20 protein-coding genes are annotated in these 22,188 nt (G+C 57.7%); 13 read left to right on the plus strand and 7 right to left on the minus strand.

Translation table 11 applies throughout. From position 1 onward, the window contains the following. The 3 genes from EOS_RS43670 to EOS_RS26070 all read left to right on the plus strand — a co-directional run. Nucleotides 1–487, plus strand: a 487-nt coding sequence (locus EOS_RS43670; RefSeq protein WP_160312528.1) for a lipase family protein, incomplete at its 5' end; no start/stop codon positions are given. A gap of 32 nt (nucleotides 488–519) precedes the next feature. Then, nucleotides 520–1,857 carry a metallophosphoesterase family protein gene (locus EOS_RS26065; protein WP_047895074.1) on the plus strand — a complete coding sequence of 446 codons (1,338 nt, stop codon included), beginning with the start codon at nucleotides 520–522 and terminating at the stop codon, nucleotides 1,855–1,857. Nucleotides 1,858–2,003: 146 nt separating this feature from the next. After that, complete coding sequence (locus EOS_RS26070; protein ID WP_047895075.1) at nucleotides 2,004–2,396, plus strand: hypothetical protein; 393 nt, start codon at nucleotides 2,004–2,006, stop codon at nucleotides 2,394–2,396. Nucleotides 2,397–2,494: 98 nt separating this feature from the next. Here the strand turns inward: EOS_RS26070 and EOS_RS26075 are convergent, their stop codons facing one another. Together EOS_RS26075 and EOS_RS26080 are read right to left on the minus strand one after the other, a co-directional pair. Then, nucleotides 2,495–3,064, minus strand: coding sequence for a GNAT family N-acetyltransferase (locus tag EOS_RS26075; protein WP_047895076.1), 570 nt, complete (start codon nucleotides 3,062–3,064; stop codon nucleotides 2,495–2,497). Beyond that, entirely contained in the window at nucleotides 3,061–3,522 is a 462-nt protein-coding gene (locus EOS_RS26080) for an ASCH domain-containing protein (RefSeq protein WP_047895077.1), read from the minus strand. The genes EOS_RS26075 and EOS_RS26080 overlap by 4 nt, the downstream gene beginning before the upstream one ends. 1,089 nt (nucleotides 3,523–4,611) lie before the next feature. Between EOS_RS26080 and EOS_RS46435 the strand changes: the two genes are divergently transcribed. Together EOS_RS46435 and EOS_RS26085 are read left to right on the plus strand one after the other, a co-directional pair. Continuing rightward, the gene (locus EOS_RS46435; RefSeq protein ID WP_075645402.1) at nucleotides 4,612–4,920 is read left to right on the plus strand and encodes a hypothetical protein; all 309 of its coding nucleotides are present in this window, start codon (nucleotides 4,612–4,614) and stop codon (nucleotides 4,918–4,920) included. A 554-nt stretch (nucleotides 4,921–5,474) separates the two neighbouring features. Beyond that, a complete protein-coding gene (locus EOS_RS26085) occupies nucleotides 5,475–6,308 on the plus strand; it encodes an alpha/beta hydrolase (RefSeq protein WP_047895078.1) in 834 nt (277 codons plus the stop codon). Nucleotides 6,309–6,585: 277 nt separating this feature from the next. Here EOS_RS26085 and EOS_RS26090 read toward each other — a convergent pair whose 3' ends face one another. Then, the gene (locus tag EOS_RS26090) at nucleotides 6,586–8,307 is read right to left on the minus strand and encodes a putative bifunctional diguanylate cyclase/phosphodiesterase (protein ID WP_053064050.1); all 1,722 of its coding nucleotides are present in this window, start codon (nucleotides 8,305–8,307) and stop codon (nucleotides 6,586–6,588) included. Nucleotides 8,308–8,642: 335 nt separating this feature from the next. On the opposite strand from EOS_RS26090, the gene EOS_RS26095 reads away from it, so the two are divergent. Continuing rightward, a complete protein-coding gene (locus tag EOS_RS26095) occupies nucleotides 8,643–9,182 on the plus strand; it encodes a response regulator (protein WP_235442976.1) in 540 nt (179 codons plus the stop codon). A gap of 902 nt (nucleotides 9,183–10,084) precedes the next feature. Here the strand turns inward: EOS_RS26095 and EOS_RS43675 are convergent. Then, complete coding sequence (locus EOS_RS43675) at nucleotides 10,085–11,725, minus strand: pentapeptide repeat-containing protein (protein ID WP_053064051.1); 1,641 nt, start codon at nucleotides 11,723–11,725, stop codon at nucleotides 10,085–10,087. Nucleotides 11,726–11,937: 212 nt separating this feature from the next. After that, entirely contained in the window at nucleotides 11,938–12,111 is a 174-nt protein-coding gene (locus EOS_RS47160) for a hypothetical protein (RefSeq protein ID WP_160312529.1), read from the minus strand. Between the two features lie 329 nt (nucleotides 12,112–12,440). Here EOS_RS47160 and EOS_RS47165 point away from each other — a divergent pair, with 329 nt between their 5' ends. The 7 genes from EOS_RS47165 to EOS_RS26145 all read left to right on the plus strand — a co-directional run bounded on the left by EOS_RS47165 (nucleotide 12,441) and on the right by EOS_RS26145 (nucleotide 18,376). After that, nucleotides 12,441–12,581, plus strand: coding sequence for a hypothetical protein (locus EOS_RS47165; protein ID WP_160312530.1), 141 nt, complete (start codon nucleotides 12,441–12,443; stop codon nucleotides 12,579–12,581). 1,800 nt (nucleotides 12,582–14,381) lie between these two features. Beyond that, nucleotides 14,382–14,579: a hypothetical protein gene (locus EOS_RS26115; RefSeq protein WP_047895081.1), complete on the plus strand. Its 198-nt coding sequence runs from the start codon at nucleotides 14,382–14,384 to the stop codon at nucleotides 14,577–14,579. A gap of 65 nt (nucleotides 14,580–14,644) precedes the next feature. Beyond that, nucleotides 14,645–15,292 (plus strand): type II RES/Xre toxin-antitoxin system antitoxin, encoded by a 648-nt coding sequence (gene parS, locus EOS_RS45730; protein WP_160312531.1) that lies wholly within the window; start codon nucleotides 14,645–14,647, stop codon nucleotides 15,290–15,292. Then, nucleotides 15,289–15,786, plus strand: coding sequence for an RES family NAD+ phosphorylase (locus EOS_RS26125; protein WP_047895083.1), 498 nt, complete (start codon nucleotides 15,289–15,291; stop codon nucleotides 15,784–15,786). Before parS ends, EOS_RS26125 begins: the two co-directional genes overlap by 4 nt. 693 nt (nucleotides 15,787–16,479) lie before the next feature. Then, on the plus strand, nucleotides 16,480–16,938 hold the full coding sequence (locus tag EOS_RS26135) for a hypothetical protein (RefSeq protein ID WP_047895085.1): 459 nt from the start codon (nucleotides 16,480–16,482) through the stop codon (nucleotides 16,936–16,938). A 472-nt stretch (nucleotides 16,939–17,410) separates the two neighbouring features. Next, nucleotides 17,411–17,920 (plus strand): DUF2867 domain-containing protein, encoded by a 510-nt coding sequence (locus EOS_RS26140; protein ID WP_047895086.1) that lies wholly within the window; start codon nucleotides 17,411–17,413, stop codon nucleotides 17,918–17,920. A 30-nt stretch (nucleotides 17,921–17,950) separates the two neighbouring features. Then, on the plus strand, nucleotides 17,951–18,376 hold the full coding sequence (locus EOS_RS26145) for a lipocalin-like domain-containing protein (RefSeq protein WP_047895087.1): 426 nt from the start codon (nucleotides 17,951–17,953) through the stop codon (nucleotides 18,374–18,376). A gap of 349 nt (nucleotides 18,377–18,725) precedes the next feature. On the opposite strand, the gene glmS is transcribed toward EOS_RS26145, so the two are convergent. Then, nucleotides 18,726–20,543, minus strand: coding sequence for a glutamine--fructose-6-phosphate transaminase (isomerizing) (glmS, locus tag EOS_RS26150; RefSeq protein ID WP_047895088.1), 1,818 nt, complete (start codon nucleotides 20,541–20,543; stop codon nucleotides 18,726–18,728). 93 nt (nucleotides 20,544–20,636) lie between these two features. Beyond that, nucleotides 20,637–21,998 carry a bifunctional UDP-N-acetylglucosamine diphosphorylase/glucosamine-1-phosphate N-acetyltransferase GlmU gene (glmU, locus tag EOS_RS26155; protein ID WP_047895089.1) on the minus strand — a complete coding sequence of 454 codons (1,362 nt, stop codon included), beginning with the start codon at nucleotides 21,996–21,998 and terminating at the stop codon, nucleotides 20,637–20,639. Nucleotides 21,999–22,188 lie beyond the last annotated feature (190 nt).

Raw genomic sequence — 22,188 nt, forward strand, 5'->3', positions numbered from 1 at the left:
CGTGCACGCCGGCTTCGCGCGCGCCGCACGCAGCATGCTTCCCTTCGTCACACAGTGGCTGGGCACGACGGCGGCGTCGCGCGCGAAGCTCGTCATCACCGGACACAGCCTGGGCGCCGCGCTCGCGAGCCTGATCGCGAGCGTGTGCAAGGCCGACCAGCTAGTCACCATCGGATGCCCGCGCGTCGGCGATGCAGCATTCAAGGCAACCCTCGATAGGATCGCCATTACGCGCCTCGTCGATTGCTGTGACGTCGTCACGGAGCTGCCGCCCGAACTCGACGGATACGTCCACATCGCGCCGATGACCTATGTCACGAGCGCGGGCGTCATGGACACGAGTGCCGACGATGCCTTCGTCGAGTCCGACCGCGCCGCCGCCAGGTGCGCGTATCTGTGCGACTACGCATGGCGCGAAGGCGCCGTCATCGTTCGCGATCTCGCCGATCACGCACCTATCAACTACGTCCGAGCCGTTTTTCCCTGAGCGCCGCGAGATATTGAATCAAGGAGGCATCAATGGCACTGGATCCGCAATCGTTTCGCGATCATCTCGTTTCGATCTATCAGTCGATGGTCGATCAGGCCGTACGCGGCCCCGTGAACGCGGCGACGCCGCTGGCATCGCGCCCAGGTCTCGACAATACGAAGGTGCTCGCCGCGACGCAGGTTGCCGCGCTGACGGCGGCCGGCAAAGCGGTGCCCGACGCCGCGCCCGGCGCCATCCCGCAGGTGGCGTGGGACTGCGCGAGGCTCGGCATGAGTATCCTGCGCGCGCATGTTCAGGGCGATCCCGCCCAAGTGGCGCAATTGGAGGGCACATTCGACTTTGCACAATGCAGCCCGAACTGGCTCCAGACGGTCGAACAATATTTCGACTATTTCGGGCCCGACGGCAAGCGCGCGACGATTCCGTACATTCGCGCCGCCACCGTCGGACCGGTGAGCTTGCCGCTGCTGGCGGGCGCGACGGTCGCGCTGTTGGCGGACTGGGGCACGGGAACGGACACGGCCGTCGATCTGCTCAAGGAAGTCGCGCAGCACAATCCCGATGTCGTGATCCATCTCGGCGACATCTACTATTCCGGCACGGCCGACGAATGCGAGGCCAACTTCACACGCATCGTCAATTCGGTCCTTCAGCGCGATCAGAAGGACATCCCGGTCTATACGCTTGCGGGCAATCACGACATGTACTCGGGCGGCGCGGGCTATTACGGGTTGATCGAGACCCTGAACCCCTCGCCGTGGACACAGCCCGCCAGCTTCTTCTGCTTGCGCAACGACGACTGGCAGTTCATCGCGATGGACACGGGCCTGCACGACTACGATCCGCTCACGGTCAAGGACGTCCTCACCTATCTCGAACAGGACGAGGAAGACTGGATCACCGATCGGATCCGCGAATTCAATGGCAAGACGATCCTGCTTTCGCATCATCAGTTCTTCTCGGCGTTCTCGCAGATCGGACCGGCCGCACCGGACGGCGGCCTGACGCCGTACAACCCTCGCCTCGAGCAAAGCTACCAGCGCTTTAGCAGCGCGGCCAAACAGCCGATCGCTGCGTGGTTCTGGGGCCACGAGCACGCGCTGACCGTCTATGACCCCTATCTCGGCCTGACGCGTGGACGCTGCATCGGACATGGCGCGGTGCCCGTGTTCGATACCGCGGACGCATCGGCGCCGCTGTCCAGTGTGCACAATCCGCCGACGTTAAAGACCGTCACGCTCGGCACCACCGACCATATCTTCATGCATGGCTTTACGATCATCAAACTCGGTCCAGGCGGGACCGCGACGGCGGAATACTATGAGGATCGGGACGGAAGCACGCCCATGTACACGGAAACGTTTTGACGGACCCATCGCGATGATGCAGCAGGCCTAAACAGGCCATTGGAACGGCCCTGCCGCATTCTCAATAGCGGACACACGCCGCAGCGATCTTTGTGACCAATTTTCGTCTGGTAAGCTGAGTGCAACGCCTTTCTACGAGAGTCCGAATGCTACGCGCATCGATTGTGATCCGGATTTTGTTCGCACTATGCCTTCTTGCTGCAACCTTCAATCATGCGCGTGCCATTCTCCAACATGGTTTGCTTTGGGATTATGGCTACGGAAACAAGATTAACCTGACGAGCAAGGTCTATTGGGATGTGCTGACTATTCTTGACCCGCTCGCCGCTATCCTCTTGTTTGGCAAACCACGGGCGGGAATCTGGTTGACCGTCGCGATCATCGTGAGCGACGTTATACATAACACGTACTATGTCGCCATGAACGATCAATGGCTGGCGCCATTTTATCTGGCGCAAATCGGATTCCTCGTGGCCGTGCTTGGTCTTGCACCGGTAGCCGCACGGGCATTTCCATCTGGGTGCCAGGCACCGGCTTGAAAGTCCGCTGCAGATCAAAGCACTCGCCAATGATTGTCCACGATGTTGGGGAGAGTGTCGAACATCCGATCCTGGCCGAACGGGGTCCGACGGGTTCCTTAGCCCTCAAGCTCAATACGGTATCGCAGAGTCTCAGCGAATCCATACGCCGCCGTCTTTCTGAAACGCTCGACGAAGACACCGTCGCAAGCTGCGATGACCTTCTGCGAGGCTATGTTGTCAGGATCAACGGTTAGCTCGACGTACGCCAAACCTTGTCGCCTCGCTTCGCCCAGCATTGCATCGAGCGCCTGCTTGGCGTAGCCGTTGCCTCTCTTCCACGGCACGATTGAGAAGCCGATATGGCCGAGCACATATGGCGGCAATTCGGCGGTTCCCACTTGCCAACGAAATCCGATCGCACCGCTAATGTCGCCGTCCCAAATCCATCGAACGATGCCAGGCAGACGGGCGACAGTGGAACCATCGGGCAAAGGAATCGGCCCACCCGACGCGGTCGGATCATCCAGTCCGTCGACAAACGCATCCGCGTTCATTTTGATTGCGTGTATTTGTTCGCGCGCAGCTGCCTCCTTGCGAACGTTGTCAGGTGACCATCCCGCCTCGAGGGCCGCAACGTAGCTCGGCAGCAATGCGGTCGTTGGTTTCAACAGTTCAATTTTGCTCATTTGAGTCGATGAAGTACGTCGAACGTCTCGCACACGAGAGGCATCGATTCATCCACTACACGTCCGATCCGAAGGCACTCCTCAGAGAAGAAACGCCAGTGCTCCGTCTGCCAATACGATAGTGAAAGATCCCCTTCACCTTCACTAGCCGCGAATTCGGCGGATACGCGCGCAAAAGGAACGATCTCTACAGTCACTGCTCGCCGAACTAGCGTGGGTCGACTATGCCAATCAAGAACAATCTCGATGTCTCCGGCTTTTGGCAAGACGCCGCCCTCGAATTCCCACGACCACAGCAGACTGCAGGTCGCTCGCTTCATGCCGGTCGCGATAAGCAAGATGAGCGCGTTTGATAGCGCTTCGGAATCGCCAAAACTGCCGATCCGAACGTCGCCATTTGGCAGGTAGACACCATCTTCGTGCAATTCATCGACAAGCTGCTTGATGATCAGGTTCATATCGTCACAATTTCAAATCGCGCTGCCGAAACTGAGAATTGGCGGCGAATCTCCAACCGGAACGGGGCATTGGCAGGTGATTGTCGATGATTCACGGCACGCTGTCGAATGGCCAAAAGGGGCCGGCCACTGCCTGTCGCGCTCACTCCAGCCGATCAACCCTGCAACTCATTCGACAGTCAATATCTGCGCAAAGCTCCATGCCTGCGCAGTACCGGACTTCGCTGTCTCAAACAGTGCGCGAGGGTGTGGCCTACAGACGTCAGCAGATCGAAAAGCTATATGGTTTGGCGTCAGCTTTCGATATCCCGATGGGGAAGAAACCGGGAATGCCTGAATTTAGCCCCGTCGATGTTCAGAAGAAGACCGTGCGTGCGCTACCTAAGGCCCCGCTGCATTGCGACCCTAGAGGGCAAGCAGCGGTACGGGCCACAGTTCGCAACTTTATTGTCCAGGGCGTAGCGTCATTTCGCAACTTTATTGTCACGGACCACCCACTAGTTCGTGACAATAAAGTTGAGAACTGCGCCCTTGCGGTAGAAGGCTCGCGTCGATCTAAGTATCGCAGCGTCTTGCTTTAAAGTTGCGAACAGCGCAGGTTCAATCTGCTCTATCTGCTTGCCTGAAACAACAAAGTTGAGAACAGGATGCCGCAGGCTTGTGGCATGCGAACGACCTGTGTCGAGTCGATGTGATTGTCGCTTCGCGACCCGGAGCGGTCGCTCACAATCGCGTGGCATCAATGGCCGTTTCGTGGGGTATAGCGGCCTGCGAGTGCTTTCACGCCACGCACTTTTCAGCAGGTGGCCATACGGCGGCCGACGACTGCGGAATCATTAAACGGCTAACGACGACGCAGAGTGCCTAGCCGAAGCCACGCACGACCCACCTTGGCTGACCATGGCCGTCGTGGTCATTGATGGCCTCCCGTCTGGCTTACCTGTCTTGCTTGCCGACGAGGTCACAAGCGCGTTACCGACCGTTACAGATGAGCGCGGACGGTTTCATTTGCCGGTGGGTCGAGCGACTATGCTTCAAATGGCCATCTCACAGTCGGGGCGAATTAGCGAACCGAGGGGAAGTCACATCATGAAGCACGCAATCTCACTGCTGGCAATCGCTGCGGCCGTCTGCGCACCCGCGTCAGCTTTGGCTCAAGCCAATGTGGGTGGCTATTACGCGCCGATTCCTGCGCCACCACCGCCGGTAGTCTACCAATCCCACTATGCACCACCGGGTGCCTATGGGGCGCCGGGTACCTATGTCTATCAGTCCAATCCACCGCCAGTCGTGTATAGGGTGCCACCGGTCGGCTACGGCTACGGCTATGGCAATGGCAATGGCAATGGGCAGGGCGGTGGCTGGCACAGGGGCCGGGAATACCACCGCCACTGGTGACGGACGACAGTTTGCGTTGAGGACGGCGCGCTGCATGGCTACGAATGGTTCCGATTGGCGTCGAGTCCCGTCGTGGGCAAGACGAATCAATAATCGATGATATCAGTCGCACACATACCTCGTCAGTCAAGCAGCGACTGCTGTTCATGTTCCCCTTCACCCGATGCTTTTGGCTTCCGGGGTAGGAGTGGGAGGTCTCGACCCTGGACAGCCTGTCGTGGCATCGCGGTTCAAACGTCGCGCTCTTGAGTGCATCGGTCACTCGTGGGACTGCCCTTGCGAGCGGTCCGGCCCTCACGCGGGCGCTGACTTCACTGTTCCGAACGATGTCTTCCGCACGGACAGCCATGTTCAGGTGCCCTTTAATAACGAAGAAAGAGGCCGACCGCATCCTGATCGAGTCGGCCGACGGCTTGCTATCGCCTGTCGACACAAGTGCCTTGCGTGCCCGACGCGATATCAATGAACGAGGGCGCGTTCGTTTTCAGACTTGCGCGGCTCAAGCGTGCGACAGCCGTCTTTTTCGATAACAGTCATCGAGGGTCGATAGCAACATGCGTGCGATGCCGAGACGAAGGTTCATTTCACTGTCACTGGCTGCATGCGCCGCCGGCATGATCGCGGCTCGGGCGCGCGAGCACGACGCACCGGGCGGCATAGCCTATGGCAAGGCGCCGCGCCAGCGGCTCGACGTATATGCGCCCGAGTCGCGCACTCGCACGAACCACCCCGTCGTCGTGTATTTCTACGGCGGAGGCTGGCAAAGTGGTTATCGCTCGAACTCGCGCGGAGTCGCCCAAGCGCTCGCCGCGCGAGGCATCGTAACGGTCGTGGCGGATTACCGCGTTTATCCGGAGACCGTCTTCCCTGGCTTTCTCGACGACCCTGCCGCCGCCGTGCGCTGGACCCGCGATCATGTGCGCGAATTCGGCGGCGACCCCGGACGCATTTTCGTGATGGGGCATTCCTCCGGCGCGCATATGGCGGCGATGCTCGCGACCGATCCGCGCTATCTGGCCGCCCAGGGCATGTCTAATGCCTCGCTCTCCGGGATGATCGGACTCGCAGGCCCGTACGCCGCAATTCCGACGAGCGACCCTCACATGGACGAGATCTTTCCCGCGGCACTGCGCCAGCGGGCGCTGCCCATCCCATTCGTCACGGGAAACGAGCCACCGATGTTGCTTGCCGCCGGCACGGCGGATACCGATGTCGATCCACATAATAGTGATCGTTTCGCAGACGCTCTGCGCGCGCATCGCGGCGCCGTCGAACTGAAAAAATATCCGGGCTACGGCCACGATACGATCGTCGAGTCGTTTTCGGCGGTGCCGAATACGGTCTCACCGGTTCTGGCCGACGTCACCGCCTTCATCGACGCGCATTAAAGATGCGATTCGATAATCGGCGCAGAAAGACTGCGCCTTTCGCCCAGCCGAAATGACCGGTGTCGAAAGCGAAGGCGCCATAGGAGTGTCTCGGTAGCCGATCGGACGAATGTCTCTTGATGGCCGACCCTTGCCTGTCCGCGATCGCTGGCACGCGACCCATAAGCGCCGGTCGATCTTTCTGAGAGCGGCAGTTCATTTTCTCCGAATAGGGCTGCGAACGAAGCAATATGGGCGCAAGCATCGAGGAAATCGTTGAAGCGAATTGACTGCTTGCCTAAATGACATCCCGCGAAGCTTTCGAATGCCAAGCCTCAAACATCGCCGTGGACATTGGTCTCGCAATGAGATAGCCCTGAGCTTCATCGCATTGCCAACCCGCCATCGCTTCGTAGATTTCTTGTGTTTCGACGCCTTCGGCCACAACCCGATAGCCGAGTTTGTGGGCGACCGCGATGATGCCTTCCAGGAGGGTACGCATTTGCTGCACCAAAACACGGCGCACGAGGCTTTGATCGATTTTGAGTACCGAGGCCGAGTAAAGCTGAAGTTTGGCCAAATTACTATAGCCTGTGCCGAAATCATCAATGGCAATTGTGCTGCCCATGTCGGCAACTCTGCGAAGACTATCCGTCACGGAATTTGTGTTATGGGACAACGCTCCCTCTGTCACCTCCAGCTCAACGTGCGCGGGGTCGATGCCGTGAGACTGAAGCAGGGATGCGTAGCGAATGACAAAGCCACGCTGTTCCAGATTGAGCACCGATACGTTAATTGACATCCTCAACAGCATGCCGGCCTTTCGCCACGTCGCGAGCTGCTTGAGCGCGTTATCCATTACCCAATCGGTGAGGGCCGACATCAACGAGGTCTTTTCGGCCAAGGGAATAAATTCCGCTGGCGAGATGTCTCCAAGCAACGGGTGTGACCAGCGTAATAAAGCCTCTGCGCCTACGCAGCACCCCGTATGCAGATCTATTCGAGGCTGATAAACCAGACTCAATTGATGCCCATCCCGCAGCGCCTCAGGCAACGTATGGAGAATGAAAAACGCGCGCTCCTGAGCCGCGAACATGCGTTTCGAAAATTTCCGAAACGGAACGCGCGCCCTTCTCGCCACCTCGGAAGAGGACATCAAGGCTCGCAATACGTCCGTGTGGTCCTCTATAGCAGCTAGATCGACCAAACCAATGGTCGGCGATAAATCAACAGGAATCAGGTTGACCACCAGCGGGGCGTCGAAGGCCCGCAACGCAGCTTCAATGACACGCATCGCAGCGCTCTCGCCCTCATGGACAAACACAGCGAAACGCGCGTAGTCCACCCGATACACCGGCTTGATATCGAAGAGCGCCCGTTCGATACGTATGGATATTGCTGCCATTAACCTGTCGGTAGCGACAATGCCGATCGCGATTGATGTTTGGTCAAGGTACCCGAGGGGGGCGACATTAATCAAAACGGCATGACTAGGCGAGCGATGCCCGTGTCGTCGGGTATCGAAAAATGTACGAATATCTTCGCTGAATCGAGCGCGGTTCAACAGTTGCGTGGGCGGGTCGACAAAAGCGATAGATCGCAGCGCCTCGATCCTGTCCATCGCCATTTCGGCCAATTGGCCCAATAAAAGCTGTTGCGACTCGTCGAAGTCGTAGCGCGGTTCAGTATCGACTATGCACAAGCTACCCAGTGACACGCCCGACCGTGTTCGCAGTGGCATGCCGGCGTAAAACCGAATCTTAAGCTCACCGAGCATCAGCCAGTTTTGGCTGAAACGCGGATCCTGCATTGCGTCGGGTACAACCAGTACATCGTCACGAAGGATCGTATGCGCGCAAAAGGCGTCCTGCCGGTCTGTTTGGGTGACTTCCACACCGACGCGCGCTTTGAACCATTGACGTTTTTCGTCAATCAACGAGATCAGCGCGATCGGCGCTTTGAACAAACGGGCGGCAAGTTGGGCGACACGGTCGAGTGCAGCATCTGCGGGTGTGTCCAAAAGACACGATGCTTGCAGAACATATAGTCGATGTCGTTCGGCGAGGGGTGACGGTAACTCGGACTGATTAGACGGATTCACCGAGTTCCTCGCGAGAGATGGTCTATAGAACCTTAACTGCAGCGTTGTTTTCGAAGGTAAAACACTTAAAAACCGACTATACACTGATAAATTTTTCCATTTCATATCTCGCTTTGCCGGCCGTCTGCCCGATCGTCGCGCTAACGCAACCGTCCAAAGAAATAGATCAAGGTTACTTTGAACGCCCGGTTCGACTCACCCACAGCTCGATTAAACCGCGTGAATGAGTCTAATTCAGCCGAAATACCCGTGTATTGGCCGCTTTGATCCTGGCTAGGCGCGGCATCCAAGACATGATTGTTAGACAAAAATTTGGCGCGGCACGCCTGATGCGTCCGATATTGATCTGGGAGATCAAAATGCCGACGTTTATAAGTAAATTAACGTCTTATCCATGGATCAGACGCAGCTTTGATCTCGCTGGAACGTCGTTACGCGTTTTAGTGGTCGATGACAACCGCAATGCTGCAGAAGCGATGGCGAGCTATCTGTCGTTCGAAAACATGGAATGTCGGGTCGCTTTCGGTGGACTGGAAGCAATCGCGATCGGAACAGCTTGGGCACCGCATGTCATTCTCATGGATATCTCTATGCCGGAGTGCAACGGTTACGAGGCCACCTTCGCTTTGCGGCAGGATCAACGCACCTGCGGAATGGTGATTGTTGCTTTTACTGCGTTAAATAATGACGGCGACGTGCGCAAACACATCGTTGACCACTCGTTTGATGGCTATTGCCAGAAAGGCCAGCCACCGAGCAAATTGGTGGCCCTAGTCATGAGCTTCGTGCAGTGAACCCGTGCGTGAGTTGGGTCGGTCTATCTAGCTTAACGTGATTGGTGCGCCGACCGGATTCTGGCGGGTCCGTGATTGCCAACAATATGAGTAGGCACGTCGACCGTCCGAAACTGGCCGAGCGACCCACGTGACTTGCCGCCATGCAATTGGCGAAACCTAAAAATCAATAACCGGCACTATCCCTTGCCCCGTATGCAAAACGTACGATTCAAGTCCGTCTTTCTCCGGAAGTAATCGAGCAATCATCCCGTTCTCCAGGAACAGTGTCAGCGCTTTGCTCTCGACAAAGTGGGCGTCTGCGATGATCTTTTTCAGACAGCGCAGAAGAGAGGCAGTAGATTCCGGAGCGCTAGCGGTTCCGCTGGAGTCTTCGTCCGAGTCACTTAGCGAAAAGCGGCACTGAATCAAGATCCATCCGCCCCCCGACCACTACGGTTGAACGACATCGAGACGGACGCCGGATTTATGTCTATCCGGACCACCTCGCAAACTGCCGATCCAAGCAAATAATAGCGACCAACTTGTCGCTCGCCCATTGCGACGCCAGAGGGCAAGCAGCGGTATGGGCCACAGTTCTCAACTTTATTGTCACGGACCACCCACTAGTTCGTGACAATAAAGTTGAGAACTGCCGCCCTTGCGGTAGAAGGCTCGCGTCGAGCTAAGTATCGCAGCGTCTTGCTTCAAAGTTGCGAACAGCGCAGGTTCAATCTGCTCCATCTGCTTGCCTGAAACAATAAAGCTGAGAACAGGATGGCGCCGACGGATATCCATCGGCGCGCGTCATCACTAACGACATTGGCCCATAGCTATGGCGGTCTGAACCCACTCCAGAGGCCCGTTTTTAAATTGGGGCTGCGTCAAAGACGAGTCTCTTTGCAGCCGTAGTACGCGCCAGGTTAGTTATTTTGGGTCGAGGGATAAAGTAAAACACGAAAGCTGGATAACTTCTTGACGCAGTCCGAAAGGTACTTCGTTCCATTGGGTTGGAAGTCAAGCGTACGTTTTAGCGTCTGCGTATTTTCCGTGTAGGCAATATGATTTTCGGCGCCCATGGCATCTTGATTTTCAGAAGAGGTCTGCAGCGACGACGGAAGCTTGGGCGACAACGGCCGGATATCAGCGAACGCAACGTCGGCGTTGTCAAAGCGCGTTGTGTTGCTGAACGTTACCGCCTCGAAATCAGCTGCAATGAGCTTGGCGCGCTTAAAGTTCGTGGAAGACAAATCGCGTCCGACAAATGACGCGCCTGCGGCGGCCGCATCTGAAAAGTCGGCTCCTGTCGCTGGTGAGTCTCCGTCGAACCTAGCGCATGTCAAAAGTGCGTTTCCGAAATCTGCCTCGGAAAGATCACCGCTCTTATGTTCGCCCCCATCAAGTGTTGCGCCGATCAGATTTGCATGTTGAAACCCGACGTTTCGCATGTCGGCACCTGACAGCACACCGTAGCGCAAGTCCGCGAAAGCGAAGGTTGCGCCATGAAGGTCAGATTCCGAAAGATTTGCCATTGGGAGACGAGCTGCGAAAAAATTAGCGTACCTAAAGTTACGTCGCACGAACGTAACTGGCTCGATTTTTCGAAGCATTTCAGGGTCGTAGCTTAGGACGCCAGACACCACATCAGGTGTAATCGGCGACCTCACGAGCAATCTCCTACAGAGATCCAAACTTCGGTGAAAGAGGCGATGCTCTTGTGCATCAACGCAATTATCAGCGGATAAGCGCCGACTCTCGGCGCCTAGAGGAAAAAATAGCAGGTGAGTCAACGGGAGCTCGTGAGGAATATATCGCCCGAGAGACAACGTTGCAGCAGCATTCAGCGACCGTTGTTCTAGAGGCTCGTCCGGGATAAGCGCCGCAAAAAAAGAGAAGGCGACAAGCGGTAAGCACAGTGCGAACAGGAATGCGTTGAGCCTTCTAGTATGAACCGTTGCAGCCCGCCTTCGCTGTTTGACGGGCTGTACTTTCGGGGCGCCATACATAAGAAATGTTTTCGGTACAAAGTACACAACGAGGCATAGGTCGCAAACAAGCATTGCCCTATGCCACCAGGTTATCGCTTCACTTTGGTAAGGGAGGAACGCTGCCTGAATCCAGGCGAGCAAGACGGGAGGAGCGACGATCAGTGTCAGAATCAGAGGTACAGTAAGCAAGGCATTGAATACCCCTATCTCCGGCCCCGCAATAGAGTACGACAGCATAAAGCTGTCCGCTTCATGCTTAGCTTGTTGTTCGGACGAGTCAGCACGTCGAAGGCTTCGAACGAAGCGCGTCGCTGAACGAGCGAGAATCGCCAACTGTACGAGAATCTGAAAGTGATAAACAAGAACCAGCAAAGGGGCAAACACGAAAAAGCCATCGAGAGGGACCGTCGTGTCGACTAGTGGCAACTTCGTTCCATCATCGAACAACAGTTGCAGATCAGTTGTCGATGCAACCACGACGCTCACGTATGCTAGCAGCAGCAGAAATCCCACGAACTGAGGACGTAGCGCCTTCGCGGTCTCGTTCGTTGCTTTGATCAGCCGAGACGCGAGCATTGATTTTTCTGGTGTTGCGGGCGAGCGCCGGTTCGATGATCTCCAGCGTAACGACGGCCGAGGCTTCGACATGTCTGCTCCGTTGAGTTCTGGTTTTATGTCGAAGCATGATACGGCCATCGGGTTTTGCCGCTGAGATAAATAATGGGCTATTTGCTAGCTATAGACGTTAAACGCAACTCTGCTAAAGGCGCTGCACAGATCGCAGATCATCAGCCCCAGGTGTAATCGGCAACAACCGAGCCGTCCTCATTGATAAACTCTTCGTTTAGCATATCGCCGTCCAGGCTCAGCAAGGCAAAACCATTGTGTACCCGATCCGGATACATCGTATCGTTGACTGGCTGGTGTTCATACCAGAAAGCGGCTGGATTTCCGTACAGCACTGGCGGTGCACCGCACGGGACCGCGCCGTGGCCGCAACACCGTGCCTGCACATTCCCTTTCGGAGCGTAGACGACTCCCGCGTGAATATGACCCCAGTACCACCACACCTTGCGTTGCGTCAAGATGGGGCGAGCTGCCCCCAAAGTGCCAATGGCGTTGCGCCATCGAGAGATAGTCCGTTGTGGTGCGTATGCAAGATCACCTGCTGTGTATCGGCGTTCGCTAAAGGCCTACTCACAAAATCGTGTTGTGCGTCGTCCAGAACTCCATACTGGTATAGAGTCATTTCGTCGGCGTGATACACCGTATCCAGTCCGATGATGAGCCAGTGCATCGCACTGCGCTAGAGCTCAATCCCAAGATTGGCGTCAAGAAGCGGGTGGTCGAACTGGAAAAGACTGCGTCGCAGCAGGCGCGGCTCGAAACAGCGGCGACCAAACCCGTGGAAGATACGCCGCGGTCGGCCTGAATTTTGGCCAGCCGCGATCATGAGCACACGGTCGGCGTAGGTGATGAGGTCGCGCTCGGCGTTCCATCTCACGCGAGCAAGTCCCAGCGCACCCAAGCACTACTGAGCCGCCTTCGTCGCCTCCGTCTCCCGCCGACGGTAAACCTCGAAATCTACCATCGCACTTCAATCTCAAGTCTTGTCAGACGCGGCATAATTCCCCGTCACGGATAGAAACCGCACGATACCAAGAAAGACACAAAAAAGAAGCGAGAGACCGTGCAGTTTGTCAAGAATGGACCGGATATTCCGGAAACGTTGCTGCAAGCGCGCGAGGATGGTCGTGTGGTGTTTTTCTGTGGAGCGGGAATCTCCTACCCAGCTGGTCTGCCCGGGTTTGGAGGGCTTGTCGACCGGCTTTATCGGGAACTCGGAGAAACGCCTGCGCAAGCACATCCTCACGATAGATCTTGTCGTACAGGGCGTAGAAGCGGTACCCGGCTTCTGCCTTCGCTTTCGCGTGTAACGCCGTCTGCAGTTTCTGAACACTGATCGGAGTTGATAGGTTGCCCAATCTCCAGGTCCCTCACTACGTGTTGCGTTGGTCTTGAACTGAGGCCCCTTCCCTCCACCGGCATTACCCGGCTTCATCGGTAGTACGGGCCTCTCCGTCATCCCAAGGCGCCCGGCCTGTCCCTCGCGGGCGCCCGGTTGGTCATCCCTGACCACGCCGAGGGACTTCCCGTGTTGCGTACGCTTTCCTTGTGTACATGCTGTCGCCACTACCCCGGCGCAGCGACTAGGCGTCCAGCCTGCTCATTCACCCAGTCGTATCAGCCTTCCCCGATAGGGTTGCCGGGTCGGCCTGCGCATCGACCTTTTCGAGGCTTGCTCGGCGTTCACTCGCGTTACGGCCTGCACACTCGCGCTGTCACCAATTCGTGACACGCATTACCGAAGGCTTCAGCCACTTCGTTACCTCCATAGCTGCTCCGGTTGCTTCCGGCTGGAGCGGTTGCCGGGCGGGACTTACACCCGCTGGAAAGCGCCACCTTTTCACGGCGCACACCCAACTCGGTCATTCAATCAGCCACACATCGTATGACTGTTTGTTCACAACAAGAGACGTTCGGGCATGCGGGCCGGTCGACCTGTGATTGACTTTGCACTCGGGCCCAAACGGGCAGCTTGATAATGCTAGCCTTCCATCCGTTCGTTCCCTCAGCGGGTAGTCAGTTTCCGCCGTTTCCAGGTGCCGACAAGAACAGCTACTTAAGTTTCGCAGCATTGATGACACCGGCGGTCAGCTCAAGGTGGCGTTCGTGTTGACGCAAATCACAGCGCGTTCCAGGCCAGCCAGGACGGTGCGGGAAGCCTTGTTGGAAACGCGTCCCCCGTCTTGGAGACGGTCATGACCCGTCGGAAGTCGTACGCGGAAGCCGCCGCGAAGGGTTGTACAGGGTTCGAGTTGCGCGACCTGACTGCACAAGGGGAGATGCTCGCCATCGCCCGGTAAGTTCAGACGATGTTGGCCCCGGTGGCTCTGCCCGGTCCGCAACTGGTCGCGGCGTAGGGGGATGACGATGAAGCTATCGTTTGCAAAACCGAGTACGGTCAAGGAGCGCGCACGTCTGGCGATGCCTGAGGCGGAGGTGCCGGTTTGCCCGCCGATCAAGGTCCTCACCAAGCGCCTAGCCGCACGGGGTCCGGGTGTAAGAAAAGAAGCAGTTCGAGAGCCCGTGCCAGCTTTCCGGTGCGTCCATGAGGGTGACCGTGGCGCTCCTGCTCGACGCTTAGAGGTCAGGGGAAATCAACGCGACCATGGCTCGGCAGGACCATGTGATGTCCGCTTGTGAGCGGCTGGTCTTGGACGGGCCCGAGGAGGACTACCGGACATTGAAAGCCAAGGTGGCAGGGATGGGGCTGACGCTGACGGATGTGGTTTGCTGCCTGGTGCGGGAGACGGAGGTCGTGGTGGACCTGGTGAAACGGTATTTGATCAAGCAAGTAGTGGCATGACGGAAGTTGAAGTACATTGTCCCATTTGGGGTAATATAAAGTCTCAAACGACCCCGGAGGACATCATGGCAGGCCGGACTGAACCGAAAGCAACCGCATCACCCCCTCGTGCCCCTCGTCCGACGGGAAAGCCAATCGCAAGAAAATCACGCCCCGCGGTCTCAAAGGGAAAGGCCAAGGTAATCGCCAAAAAAATGGCCTTCCACGCACCACCTGTCGTTAAATCACCGGGCCGCCGTACTACGCCGCCTGAGGTAATGCAGATTCCATTTGACGTGCTTGATTTTCGACGCGCATACAGTGCGTCCCCCATCGACCGCATGGTCGTGATCAGGACAGGTATCCCAGCGACCTCCGTCAACAAGGTTGCAAAACGGTTCAACATCACCCAGGAAGAGCTCATGGCGCGACTGGGCATGAGCAAATCTACGATCAGTAGAAAGGCGAAGGAAGGCGGGAGGCTTACGCCCGAGCAAAGCGAAAGATTGGTCGGTATGGCCAAGCTCGTCGGCCAGGTCGAAGCCATCATCGAAGAATCCGGTGACCCCGAAACATCGGGTGAGTTCAACGCCGCTGCGTGGCTGGAAGATTGGTTGTCACACCCGAATCCCGCGCTGGGGAACGTGCTGCCATCCACATATCTGGACACCCATGAGGGTCGTGAGGTTCTGAGTCGGTTGATCGCTCAGATGCAGAGCGGTGCCTACGCATGACGGTTCATCTATGGCGCATCGCCGCCGTCACACCAAAATATCCAGCTGAGGATCTGTCCGGCGGCGGGGCGAAGAATAGCGGCGGCCGTTGGAATGCACCCGGCACTGCCGTACTTTACGTGGCGGAAAACCGTGCCCTCGCTTGCTTAGAAACCTTGGTGCATCTTGTCGCAGGTGGCTTGCCACTGAACCGCATCCTTGTTCGTATCGACGTGCCGGACGATGTTTGGACCAGCAGAAATACTTTCGATCCTAACGACGCGAATAACATCGGATGGGACGTGCAGCCCGCTGGCATGGTGTCCATTGATGCCGGTACCGACTGGGCCAGTGCACCCTCCGCAGCAGGTGCGAGTGCGTTACTCGTGGTCCCTTCGGTGATTGTCCCTGATGAGTGGAATGTATTGATCAATCCGATCCATCCCGACGCAGGCAAAATCACGGCAACAAAGATCAAACGTTGGACGTACGACACCCGCCTCCAAAAGCCGTAGTCATCGGCATTTAACCTCATCGGAGAACAAGGGTGTGATTTCTCTCTTGAGTCCGTAAGCCGCACAGAACGTCTCTAGCGCTTCGACCTGCCGACCGTCAAATCCGCGATGTTTGAAGGCGAACCCCGGAAAGCGAGCATCCACAACCAAGTCGCGATACGTGTCTCGTGTGGAAACACAGACCAGAAGTTGGGGATACAGTCCAGCTGCGCCAGGAACTCGGGAAGCTTGTCTTTCCACCGGGCAGCATTGGGACTTTCGTCGAGCGCGTCGATAAAAATGACGAACGGTAGGCCTGTCGAGTACGCGCAAGCAGAAAGGCATTCGAACAATTCATCTCGACCGACTGCCCCACCGAAGCCTAGTTTGGTTCGGATAACCTCCCAAGGCTCACCGCCCGAGAAGTCGTCTCCGAAAACCACAAGCGAATACCCCCCGAGTCGAGTCTCCGCTGCGCTGCGCTTACGAGTGCGTGGGTTTTCCCGACTCCAGGCGGCCTTGGAAGCCGTCGTTGAGGACGTATCGGATCGAACGGCGGTTGAGGGTCGCTCACGGAATTTCGGCGCGGGACCGGATTGGCCATGAACCTCCGTTCGCTCGCACTGCCGCATGGATATTTGGACGTCGGTCAGCGGACAAACTGCGAATGATAGTTACACTGGATACCCCATCTTCATGTGCCAGGAGACTTCTATGGGCAAGTATACCCTTGTGTCGACTGCCGCCACGTTGCTGTGCGTGGGTGCCCTGACGGGCTTGACCGCTGCTCCGGCTCAAGCAGGCGGCGCGCCGGTGAAATGCCATCTGACCTTCAGCATGTCAGGATGGTCGGCGATTTATCAGCATGCCGAAGGACGCGGCAGAGTAACTTGCGATAATGGGCAAAGGGCCACTGTCACGATCAGCGTGCACGGCGGCGGCCTGACGGCTGGCAAGTTCCACGTCAGCGGCCACGGCGATATTAGCAATGTCTACAGCATCAGGGATGTGTACGGAAGTTATGCGCAGGCCGGTGCTTCGGCCGGCGCGGGGAGTAGCGGTACTGCCCAGGTGCTGACCAAGGGAACGACCTCGATGGCGTTGAGCGGCAGCGGTGAAGGCGTGGACCTTGGTGTAGCGGTCGATGTTTTCAAGATCGAACCGGTGCGCTGAGACATCAGAGATGCTCTGATGTATTCCCTACTCTGGGCGTCATAGCAGTGGCGCCCGAGGAAGCCACTTGAAGCAGCACACGACGCCATCGGACTAGGTTCGGCCACCAGCAGCCTGTCGTGGCCGTCCGCTTTCAGGCATACTCGCGGCAACCCATTGATCGAGATATGGCAATCGACCACGGCGCACTCGACGCATGATCCTTCGCCTCGTGAAGACCGTCCCGCAGCGGCTCGATGCCATCTTGGCTGACAGTGTGGTGTGTGTGGCCGCGAACAGGATCAGCTTTCGTCGCGCCGGCGCCTCTGCCGCGGGAAGTGGGACGAGACCATCAGGGAGCGTCTGCAGGCGCTCCGGCGCGCCGGGCAGATCGCTTAGACCTTGCGATCACTTTGACGATGGTCGCCCGCATCGATGAGCCGCTGACACGACTAGACTGCTGAACACCATGAACCAACCCCGGAACACTACCTTGACCAAAGCGCGCGCCGTGCCCATGCCTAGCAACAGCGTGCTAGCGCCGCTTTACGCGGGCGCGGACCTTTTGGACGCCTTTGCAATTCGACTGCCGGCGGAGGCCAGCGATGATCTAGAGGTGTTGGCACGCGCCGCGTTCGAGCGGCAGGCGTGGTGGATTCGTGCGCTCACGCGTGTCCGCGATGTGGTGATGGTGACAGTCGGCGTCAAATCGTCTCGCGTCGTCGGTCTTGCCGCAGCGGCGCGTGAGCCGGTTATCGGCTACTTACCGCTGCTGTCAAAGAGCGCGACGGAGTTGGTAGTGGGCGCGGATGACCGGCATCTCGACTTCCGCGCCACCATCCAACTTCGCGCCGATGCGGCAAATGGGCGAGAGCTGCTCGCGGGCACGGTGGTACATTGCCATAACAGACTGGGGCGAATCTATCTTGCGACGATTGCGCCGTTTCATCGCGTGATTGTGCGGGCAAATTTGGAGCGGGCAGTAAGAGCAATGAGGATTTAAGCATGCTTTGGTGGTGCTACGGGAGGAAATATGACTGAACGCGACACTGAACTCCACGGTTGCTGGCGGTTGATTTCTTTTAATACTGAGCTTCAGGATTCAAACGAGCGCACTCAACCTTGGGGCGCCGACCCGAACGGGTACCTTATCTTCGGCTCTGATGGGCGAATGATGGTACTGGTTACCGCAAAGGCGCGGGAGCCAGGGAACACAGATGAGAAGGTGGTGGCACTCTTCCGCACTGTGATGGCCTATACAGGACGGTATCGGATAGATAAGGATAGGTTCATTACAAAGATTGACTCATCTTGGAATGAAGCCTGGAACGGCAGTGAGCAGGAACGATTCTACAAGCTTGATGGAGACACGCTCGACGTCAGTACGGCCTGGATGCCGAATCCGTTAGTGCCAGGAAATCCAATAGGAAGGGCTATTCTCAGCTTTAGACGCGAGTAATTTCGCGACGTTGAGTTCGCAATGTTAGTTTTCAGGTCATCAACTTGACGATGAGTCTGGCAACCGGGCAGCTACCTTTGGCTGACCAAATTTGGGTTGCCTCTCGGTCGGCTTGAGGTCGAAGCGACAATCACATCCACTCGACACACGTCGTTCGCATGCCACAAGCCTGCGGCATCCTGTTCTCAACTTTATTGTTTCAGGCAAGCAGACGGAGCAGATTGAACCTGCGCTGTTCGCAACTTTAAAGCAAGACGCTGCGATACTTAGATCGACGCGAGCCTTTTACCGCAAGGACGGCAGTTCTCAACTTTATTGTCACGAACTACCAAGCTAGTCATGACAGCCCTCACTCCACCGTCACACTCTTAGCCAAATTCCGTGGCTTATCCACGTCCGTTCCTCTCGCACAAGCCGTGTGATAAGCCAGCAACTGCAGCGGCACGACATGAAGAATCGGTGACAGCAAGCCATAATGCTCAGGCATCCGAATCACATGAATCCCGTCCTCGCTAACGATCCGCGTATCGGCATCGGCGAAAACGTACAGCTCGCCGCCGCGCGCCCTCACCTCTTGCATGTTCGACTTCAGCTTCTCCAGCAGCGTGTCATTAGGCGCCACCGTGACCACCGGCATAGCCTCAGTCACCAGTGCCAACGGCCCATGCTTCAACTCCCCGGCTGGATAAGCCTCCGCATGAATATACGAAATCTCCTTGAGCTTCAACGCACCTTCAAGCGCGATCGGATAATGCAGTCCACGCCCAAGAAACAGCGCATTCTCCTTGCGTGAAAACTCTTCCGACCACGCGATAATCTGCGGCTCCAGCGCCAGCACGCTATTCAGCGCCGCTGGCAAATGCCGCAACTGCGTCAGGTAATCGGTTTCCTGCTTCTCACTCACATGCCCGCGTAACGTCCCAAGCGTCACGGCCAGCACGAACATCCCCACCAACTGCGTCGTAAAAGCCTTGGTCGAAGCCACGCCAATCTCAGTCCCCGCATGCGTCAGAAACGCGAGCTTGGTCAGCCTGACCATCGCACTGGAAGCCACATTGCAAACCGCCAGCGTGTGTTTATGCCCCAGCGCCTGCGCATGCTTCAACGCAGCCAGCGTATCCGCGGTCTCGCCCGACTGCGAAATCACCACCACCAAAGCCCGGGGATTCGGCACCGATTCGCGATACCGGTACTCGCTCGCAATCTCCACCTGCGTCGGAATCTTCGCAACGGATTCAAGCCAGTACTTCGCCGTCATGCCCGCATACGAACTCGTGCCGCACGCAAGAATGAGCACGCTGTCGATATCGGCGAAAGCTTCAGCCGCGTCCGCCCCGAACAACTCGGCGGTGAACCGATCGGTTTGGGGAATCGTGTCGGTGATGGCACGCGGCTGCTCGAAGATTTCCTTTTGCATGAAATGCCGATACGGCCCAAGCTCAACCGCGCCGCCATAAGCCGCGACCACACGCACTTCGCGCTCAGCGGGCAAACCATCACGATCGACAATCTTCACGCCGTCCAGCGTGATCTCGACCACATCGCCTTCATCGAGGAACGCAAAACGATCGGTGCCGCCGGCGAGCGCGAGTGCATCGGAGGCGAGGAAATTCTCGCCATCGCCCACTCCCACCACCAGCGGCGACCCCTGCCGTGCGCCGACCACGGTATGCGGCTGATCCTTGTGGATCACAGCAATGGCGTAAGCGCCATGCAACTCCTTCACGGCATCGCGCACGGTCTGGAACAGATCGCCGCGATACATGCTGTGGATCAAATGCGCGATGACTTCGGTATCGGTCTGCGAGACAAACTCGTAGCCCTTCCCACGCAGCATGGTCCGCAACGTCTCATAGTTCTCGATGATGCCGTTATGCACCAGTGCCAATTCGTTACGCGAAAAGATGGGATGGGCGTTGTCGGTGACGGGCGCGCCATGGGTCGCCCAGCGCGTGTGTGCGATGCCGGTCGCACCTTCCAGATGGGTATCGCGGACCTGATCGGCGAGATCGGCCACGCGCGCAACGCTGCGCGCGCGCTTCGGTTCGCTATCGGCAATCACGGCTACGCCGCAGGAGTCGTAGCCGCGATATTCAAGCCGGCGCAGACCTTCGACCAGCACCGATACGATGTTACGTTGCGCAACCGCGCCGACAATTCCGCACATGGCGTCGTCCTTTCCAAATTATTTTGAAGCACTCGAATCGGGCCGCGCTCGCCGCCAGGGCGCGCGCTCAAGCACACGAGCCGTATTCATTGTTCAAGCTTTCTTTTTTGTCGGCCGTACGTAACCGCTCTTACTGACCTGCGTTTTCTCGTTCAGCACGAGCTGGTCTTCCGCGACATCCTTCCAAACCGTCGTCCCGGCGGCAATAGACGCGCCACGGCCCACACGCACCGGCGCGACGAGTTGCGTATCGGAGCCGACGAACACATCGTCCTCGATCACCGTGCGGAATTTGTTCGCGCCATCGTAGTTACAGGTGATCGTGCCCGCGCCGATATTCACGCGCGCCCCAATATCCGAGTCGCCGATATAGCTCAAATGATTCGCCTTCGATCCCCGCCCGAACACTGCGTTCTTCACTTCGACGAAGTTGCCCACGTGCGCTTCGTCGCCGAGCACAGCGCCCGGCCGCAAGCGCGCATACGGTCCGAGCACGACATTCGCGCCGGTCTTGCCACCGTCGATATGCGTGAACGCATCGATACGCGTGCCCGCGCCAATCGATGCATCGCGGATCACGCAGTTCGGCCCGACGGTCACGTTATCCGCCAGCGTCACGTCGCCTTCGAAGACGCAATTCACGTCGATGGACACATCACATCCGCAGGTCAGCGTGCCGCGCACATCGATACGAGCAGGGTCCAGCAGCGTCACGCCTGCAACCAGCAGCGCCTCCGCGACATTGCCTTGATGAATCCGTTCGAGCTCGGCGAGTTGCTGCTTGCTGTTCACGCCGAGCGTTTCCCACTCTTCGTCCGGTTGTGACGTGACGACTTCGATACCGTCTTCGAGCGCGCACTCAACGACATCGGTGAGATAAAACTCGCCCTGCACGTTGTCGTTTTTCAGCGATGCCAGCCATTCACCAAGCTGCGCTGTCGGCGTAATGACAATGCCGGTATTGATCTCGGCGATTTTCAGTTGATCGGCGTTGGCGTCTTTCTGCTCGACAATGCGCTGCACCGCGCCGGCCGCATTACGCACGATGCGACCGTACCCGGTCGGATCGTCCAGCGTGACCGTCAGGACGCCGTAGCGGCCGTCGGAGGCTGCATTGGCCAGGCGTTGCAGTGTGCTGACGCGGGTGAGCGGCACATCGCCGTAGAGAATGAGCGTAGGCACGGAGGGGTCGAGCAGCGGCAGCGCCTGCTGGACCGCGTGGCCGGTGCCTAGCTGCTGCTCCTGCACGGCGAACTGGACATCGGGTGCGCCGACTGCTTTTTTAACCTGTTCTGCGCCATGTCCGATCACGACGACAAGCCGCGTGGGCTTGAGCGCGCGTGCAACGTCGAGCACGTGGGAGAGGAGCGGCCGGCCGGCCAGGGGATGTAGGACTTTCGGCAAGGCGGAACGCATGCGCTTGCCCATGCCTGCCGCCAAAATCACAATGTTCATGGCGTCAGCTTCGTTGAAGTGTTTGGAGACGCCAATATAGCACGCGCGGGTGGTGGGCAAAACCCGGCGCGGCCTTGCTGAGCAACGATTCTGCGGGGAATAGCCAAGCTTTTTCCGCCGTGCGCCAGCGCCAAATCAAGCGCGGAAACGCTGGTAACCGAGCGGCGTCTGTCTTAACGGACCGCGATGC

Source organism: Caballeronia mineralivorans PML1(12), assembly GCF_001028175.1.
In the GTDB taxonomy this organism is placed as follows: domain Bacteria; phylum Pseudomonadota; class Gammaproteobacteria; order Burkholderiales; family Burkholderiaceae; genus Caballeronia; species Caballeronia mineralivorans.

What these genes read in the sequence shown, in the direction of transcription:
- EOS_RS26065 (WP_047895074.1), top strand. Translation starts at nt 520, where the DNA reads ATGGCACTGGATCCGCAATCGTTTCGCGATCATCTCGTTTCGATCTAT.
- EOS_RS26070 (WP_047895075.1), top strand. Translation starts at nt 2,004, where the DNA reads ATGCTACGCGCATCGATTGTGATCCGGATTTTGTTCGCACTATGCCTT.
- EOS_RS26075 (WP_047895076.1), bottom strand. Translation starts at nt 3,064, where the DNA reads ATGAGCAAAATTGAACTGTTGAAACCAACGACCGCATTGCTGCCGAGC.
- EOS_RS26080 (WP_047895077.1), bottom strand. Translation starts at nt 3,522, where the DNA reads ATGAACCTGATCATCAAGCAGCTTGTCGATGAATTGCACGAAGATGGT.
- EOS_RS46435 (WP_075645402.1), top strand. Translation starts at nt 4,612, where the DNA reads ATGAAGCACGCAATCTCACTGCTGGCAATCGCTGCGGCCGTCTGCGCA.
- EOS_RS26085 (WP_047895078.1), top strand. Translation starts at nt 5,475, where the DNA reads ATGCGTGCGATGCCGAGACGAAGGTTCATTTCACTGTCACTGGCTGCA.
- EOS_RS43675 (WP_053064051.1), bottom strand. Translation starts at nt 11,725, where the DNA reads ATGCTCGCGTCTCGGCTGATCAAAGCAACGAACGAGACCGCGAAGGCG.
- EOS_RS26115 (WP_047895081.1), top strand. Translation starts at nt 14,382, where the DNA reads ATGGCTCGGCAGGACCATGTGATGTCCGCTTGTGAGCGGCTGGTCTTG.
- parS (WP_160312531.1), top strand. Translation starts at nt 14,645, where the DNA reads ATGGCAGGCCGGACTGAACCGAAAGCAACCGCATCACCCCCTCGTGCC.
- EOS_RS26125 (WP_047895083.1), top strand. Translation starts at nt 15,289, where the DNA reads ATGACGGTTCATCTATGGCGCATCGCCGCCGTCACACCAAAATATCCA.
- EOS_RS26135 (WP_047895085.1), top strand. Translation starts at nt 16,480, where the DNA reads ATGGGCAAGTATACCCTTGTGTCGACTGCCGCCACGTTGCTGTGCGTG.
- EOS_RS26145 (WP_047895087.1), top strand. Translation starts at nt 17,951, where the DNA reads ATGACTGAACGCGACACTGAACTCCACGGTTGCTGGCGGTTGATTTCT.
- glmS (WP_047895088.1), bottom strand. Translation starts at nt 20,543, where the DNA reads ATGTGCGGAATTGTCGGCGCGGTTGCGCAACGTAACATCGTATCGGTG.
- glmU (WP_047895089.1), bottom strand. Translation starts at nt 21,998, where the DNA reads ATGAACATTGTGATTTTGGCGGCAGGCATGGGCAAGCGCATGCGTTCC.